6 protein-coding genes are annotated in these 5117 nt (G+C 71.8%); 1 reads left to right on the plus strand and 5 read right to left on the minus strand.

From position 1 onward, the window contains the following. The 3 genes from A612_RS07400 to A612_RS07410 all read right to left on the minus strand — a co-directional run. Positions 1 to 667, minus strand: a 667-nt coding sequence (locus tag A612_RS07400; protein ID WP_019373871.1) for a pseudouridine synthase, incomplete at its 3' end; no start/stop codon positions are given. A gap of 46 nt (positions 668 to 713) precedes the next feature. Next, complete coding sequence (locus A612_RS07405; protein WP_019373872.1) at positions 714 to 1004, minus strand: hypothetical protein; 291 nt, start codon at positions 1002 to 1004, stop codon at positions 714 to 716. Between the two features lie 43 nt (positions 1005 to 1047). Beyond that, the gene (locus A612_RS07410) at positions 1048 to 1296 is read right to left on the minus strand and encodes a hypothetical protein (protein ID WP_019373873.1); all 249 of its coding nucleotides are present in this window, start codon (positions 1294 to 1296) and stop codon (positions 1048 to 1050) included. A gap of 323 nt (positions 1297 to 1619) precedes the next feature. On the opposite strand from A612_RS07410, the gene A612_RS07415 reads away from it, so the two are divergent. Continuing rightward, positions 1620 to 3920: an AsmA family protein gene (locus A612_RS07415; protein WP_075807028.1), complete on the plus strand. Its 2301-nt coding sequence runs from the start codon at positions 1620 to 1622 to the stop codon at positions 3918 to 3920. A 30-nt stretch (positions 3921 to 3950) separates the two neighbouring features. On the opposite strand, the gene A612_RS07420 is transcribed toward A612_RS07415, so the two are convergent. Next, positions 3951 to 4823: a sensor histidine kinase gene (locus A612_RS07420; protein WP_051001467.1), complete on the minus strand. Its 873-nt coding sequence runs from the start codon at positions 4821 to 4823 to the stop codon at positions 3951 to 3953. Positions 4824 to 4882: 59 nt separating this feature from the next. Beyond that, positions 4883 to 5117 (minus strand): response regulator transcription factor (locus tag A612_RS16090; RefSeq protein WP_241209529.1); only part of this gene is annotated, 235 nt, incomplete at its 5' end.

Consider the following 5117-nt stretch of genomic DNA (forward strand, 5'->3'; position numbering starts at 1 on the left):
GGCGCTCGAGCAAGTCGATGCGCACCGCGGCATTGGGCACGCCCGGCACCTCGTGCATCCGAAAGAAATGGCCGCACTCCTCCAGCCGGCTCTCGCGCCACAGCGGCAGCGCCAGGCCTTCCCGCCAGGGGGCGATGGCCTCGTACGCCTTGTGCATGGCGCGCTCGCGAAACAGGGCCTGGTAGCACCCGCGCGTCGCGCGCTGCACGGAAAACAGCACCAGCCCGGCCGTGCCGGCGTCGATGCGGTGCACCGGCGAGAGCTCGCGCAGGCCCAGGCGCCGCTTGAGCCGCACCAGCAGCGTCTCGTGCAGGTAACGTCCGCCCGGGACGACGGGCAAGAAATGCGGCTTGTCCGCCACCAGCAGGTGTGCGTCCTGGTAGAGCACCTCTTCCTCGAAGGGAATCGGCGGCTCGCGCTCCAGCTCGCGGTAGTAGTAGTAGCGCAGCCCGGGCTGGAAGGGCGTGTCGGCGGCGGCCCGGCGCCCGTGCTCGTCCACCACCTCGCCAGCGGCCATGCGGCGCAGCCAGTCGGCGCGTGCCACGGCCGGCAGCCGTTCGCACAGGAAGTCCAGCAGCAAGCCGCCGCCGGCGGACGGCAGCACCACGCAGCTCGGACTGACCCCGTCGCGCATGGGCAGCACGCGGGGATCGTGGCGGTTGTGCATGGCGCGGCATTGTAGGCAGCGCCCTCGCCGACGCCGCCTGCGCGCCTCAGAGGGTCGGCTCGAAGACGCCAGGCAAGGGAGGCTCGTGTTCGGCACCGTCCAGCGCCACGTCGATCGCGTGCTTGATGTGGGCCAGCGTGTGCAGGTCGCCCTCGGACTGGCGCACCGCATCCCAGCGCACCGCGTCGATGTGGGCCGCCGCGTGCTCGGTCATGGCCGTGACGGTCGCCTCCACCGGCGTGGGGACGATGCGCCCGTCCCGCTCAGGCACCGGAATCCGGATGAGGAAGCCGCGGTAGCCTTCTTCCAGCACGTGGCCGTTCTCTGTCTGCGCCATGGGTGGGTCCTTTCCTGTGTCGCGTGGGCTGCCCAAGGAGGGCTCAAGCCTGCCCTGGGCCTCGACGGTCGGCCGGCCGGCTGCCGCCGGAGGCCATGTCCGCCAGCCCCCGCAGCGCGTCCTCGCGTGATTCGAAATGTTGCGCGGGTGGGGCCACCGGGCGCCCGTCCACCTGCGCCTGGGCAAAGAAGTAGCGCCGGCCGTCGCCTCCCAGGCACAGCATGCCTGAATACGTGGCCCCGTCGGCCATGCCGAAGATGGTTTCCTGTGTCAGTGCATCAGCAACGTGCATCGGGATTGCCTCAAGAACGGTAGGGAGAACAAGCAACAAACGCGGGGTTCCGTTTGCGGCGGGCCCGTTCCGGCCTGCCGCGCAAACGAACTGTTTCAATTCTTCGGCCCATACCGGGCAATGCCTGTAGGCAAAAGGCGCATGTCCCTGCATGCAAAAACCCGCAGGAAGCTCCGGGCTGTAGGACAAGTGCGGAAACACGCGGCTGCCCGCTTGTGTCGTCCGGGGAGCGCCCTAGCATGGTCGGCACGGGCCCGGGGCCCGCGCGGGCTGCCCCCGGCCGCGCGAACTGCCAGGCCGCCCCTTTCTCGTTCCACCAGACCATGGTCGCCCCTTCGCCCTCTGCCGCACCTCCCGCCCGGGGCCGGCCCCGCCGCCAGCGTGCCCTGCGCTGGCTGCTGGCGACCCTGCTTGCCCTGGTCGCGCTCTTGGCACTGGCGATCCTCGGGGTGGCGACCTTCGACTGGAACCGCATCCGGCCATGGGTCAACGAGAAGGTCAGCCGTGCCACCGGGCGGGAGTTCGCGATCGAAGGGCGCCTGGCGGCGCGCTGGCACTGGCCCCAGCCCTTGGAGTCCGGCTGGCGGCGCTGGGTGCCGGGCGTGACGGTGCAGGCGCAGCAGCTGCGTATGGACAACCCCCAGGGCTTTGCGGTTCTGGAATCCTCGCAAGACGCCTTCCCCGCAGCGCAGAGCACTGGCCTGCCGGCGCTGCCGCCGCGCCCCGGCCCGCAGGCCCAGGCAGCTTCCGAGGGCAGCTCCGCTGCCCGCTCCCCGGACCATCCCCTGGCGCTGGAGCAGCACACCGCCACTCCCGAGGCCCCCCCGCGCACCCCCGAGCGCATGGGGACGGTTGCCAGCGCAAGCGCCACCCTCCGGCTGCTGCCGCTGCTGTCGCGCACCTTGTGGCTCGACACGGTGGTGCTCACTGGGCCGGACATCGTGCTGGCACGGCGCAGCGACGGCAGCAACAACTGGACCTTCACCACCCCCGAACAGGGCGAAGAGCGCCCCGGGCGCGACAACCCGTGGGATCTGCGCGTCGATCAGCTGGTGATCCGCGGCGGCTGGTTGGGCTACGTGGACGGAGGGCGCGATCTGGCGCTGCGCGCGCGCATTGACACGCTCGCCTCTGACGACCCGGAGGACGAGGACGGCAGGTACGGCATGCGCTTCGCGCTCCAGGGTCGCTACGGCAAGGCGCCGGTGGCCGGCGAGGGCCTGGGGGGGCCGGTGCTCAGCCTGTGCAGGAAGGTGCTGGACTATCCCGTGCGTTTCGCCGCGCACTCGGGCGAGGTGCAGGCACAGGGCGAGGGCATCGTGCGCAATCCGGCGAAACTGTCGGGCATGGACCTGCAGCTCGGCGTGAAGGCGCCCAGCATGGCCGACCTCTATCCGATCACCGGACTGGTGTTGCCCAACACCCCGCCCTTTGCGGTGCACGGACGCCTGCTGGGGGATCTCACGCCCGAGCGCGCCGTGTGGGAGTACCGCGACTTCGACGGCACGGTCGGCGACAGCGACCTGCATGGCCGGGTGAGCTACACCTCGGGCGAGCCGCGCCCCCGGCTCGAGGGCCACATGACCTCCAAGCTGCTGCGCCTGGCGGACCTCGGCCCGGTGCTCGGCGCGCCCAGCGGCAAGCGCCCCCAGGAGAAGGGCACGGACCAGCGCCCCGGCAAGGTGCTGCCCGACGTGCATTTCGACACCGGGCGCTGGGGCGCGATGGACATGGACCTGGCCTTCTCTGGCGAGCGGATCGTGCGCCCGGACGCCCTGCCCCTGGAGCGCCTGAGCGTGCGCGCCGTGCTGCAGGACCGGCAGCTGCACCTCACGCCGCTGCGCTTCGGCATGGCGCGCGGCCGCATCGACAGCGACGTGCTGCTCGATGCGCGCAGCAAGCCCCTGCAGGCACGCGCCAAGGGCTCGGTCGAGGGCCTGCAGCTGTCTGCGCTGTTTCCCAAGGTCGAGCTGATGAAAAAAAGCTTCGGCCGCCTGGACGGGGGCTTTGCGCTCGAGGGGCGGGGCGACTCCGTGGCCGCCATGCTCGGCAGCAGCGCGGGCGATGCGCGCCTGTACATCCGCGATGGCACCTTCAGCAAGGAGCTGCTCGACCTGGCGGCGCTGAACCTGGGCAGCGTGATCGTGGCCAAGCTGTTTGGCGAGCACCAGGAGGTGCGCCTGCGCTGCGCGGTGGCGCAGTGGCGGGTGCGCGACGGCATGGCGGACGCCCACAACGTCAAGCTCAACACCGAGGAGGCGATCGTCACGGTCACCGGGCTGGTGGACCTGGAAGAAGAGGAGATGCGCCTGCGCATCGAGCCCGATTCGCTGAAGTGGAAGTTCTTTTCGCTGCGCACGCCGCTGTACGTGCGCGGCAGCTTTGCCCATCCCCAGGTCGGCGTGGAGCCCGGCCCGCTGCTGCTGCGCGCCGGTGCGGCAGTGGCGGCCGCGGCGGTGGCCCCGGCAGCGCTGGCGCTGGTGCCGATCACGGTGCCGGGCGCCGAGGACGACGCCAGCTGCGCCAAGCTGCTGCAGCCCGAGGCCTCCACCCGCCCGCCGGCAAAGACACGCGAGGCTGCGCCTCCGGCCCCGCCCCCAGCGCCGCTGCCACAGCCCCAGTGAGCCGCTGGAAGAGGCAGCGCTCAGCCCCTTCTAGCGGGCAGCAGCGTCCCGCCCGGCCGCGGACGGCATGAGCAGCTGCACGCACACCCCGCCCCCCGGGGCGGGGCCCGCGTACAGCCGCGCCCCCAGCGCCTCGGCACGGCGGCGCATGCTCATGAGGCCAGCCCCTGCGCCGACCGCGGGCGCCGTCAGATCCGCCGGTGCGCCGCCCTTGCCGTTGTCATGGATCTGCAGCATCCAGGCGGCGCTGCCCTCTGGCTCCGTCCCCGCCGGCACGGGCCCGAGCACCACCGTGAGTTCGCTGGCCTGGGCGTGTTGCAACGCGTTGCTCATTGCCTCCTGGGCGATGGCCGCCACCTCGCGCGCCACCGGGCCCGTCGGCCATGCGATCTCCGAATCCAGCGCCACCTGCCAGTGCAGGACGATGCCGCGCCGCTGGAGCGCAGGCTCCAACCGATGGCGCAGGCGGGCCAAGCGGTCTGGCAACGCGTCGTCGTCGCCGTCCATCGAATCGACCACCAGCCTGAGGTCCAGCAGGCATTGCTCGAGCCTGCGCGCCAGCTCCTGGGAACTGGGGCCTTCATGCCCCAGCGATTCCACGGCCGCCACGAGCTGCGAGCCGACGTGGTCGTGCAAGTCGCGCGCGATGCGCTGGCGCTCCTGCACCACCTCGCGGCTGGCGCGCAGGCTGCGCCGGGGCCGCCAGCGCAACGCCCGCGGCAGCTGGAGCAACAGCAGGGCCCCCAGGAGCAGCGACAAAGCCAGGCCCGCGGCGTGCCAACCCCAGTGCGCCCCGCCCGCGCCGCCCAGGCTGAAGACCAGCAGCACAGCCGCCACCGCCAGCTGCAGCCCCCACAATCCGACGCATGCCAGGGCGTAGACGGGAGGGCGGGTGCGAAACAACCCCAGGCTCCAACCGCTGACAGGACATCCGCGCGCTGCGCCCGGGCTCGCCTGCCCGTTCAGAACAGGCCGCGCAGCGACGCGAAGCGCACCGCCTGGGCGCGTGTGCGCACCTGCAGCTTGCGGTAGATGTTCTTGATGTGCGTGTTCACCGTGAGGCTGCTGATCGACAGCTGGGCCCCCACCTCCGCACTGGTGTAGCCGGCTGCGACCATGCGCAGCACCTCCCTCTCGCGCTGCGACAGGCATTCGACCGCCGCTTCGCCGCTGCGCGCCGCCGAACCGGCAGGGGGC

This window comes from Melaminivora alkalimesophila (genome assembly GCF_000282995.1).
Taxonomy (GTDB): domain Bacteria; phylum Pseudomonadota; class Gammaproteobacteria; order Burkholderiales; family Burkholderiaceae_C; genus Melaminivora; species Melaminivora alkalimesophila.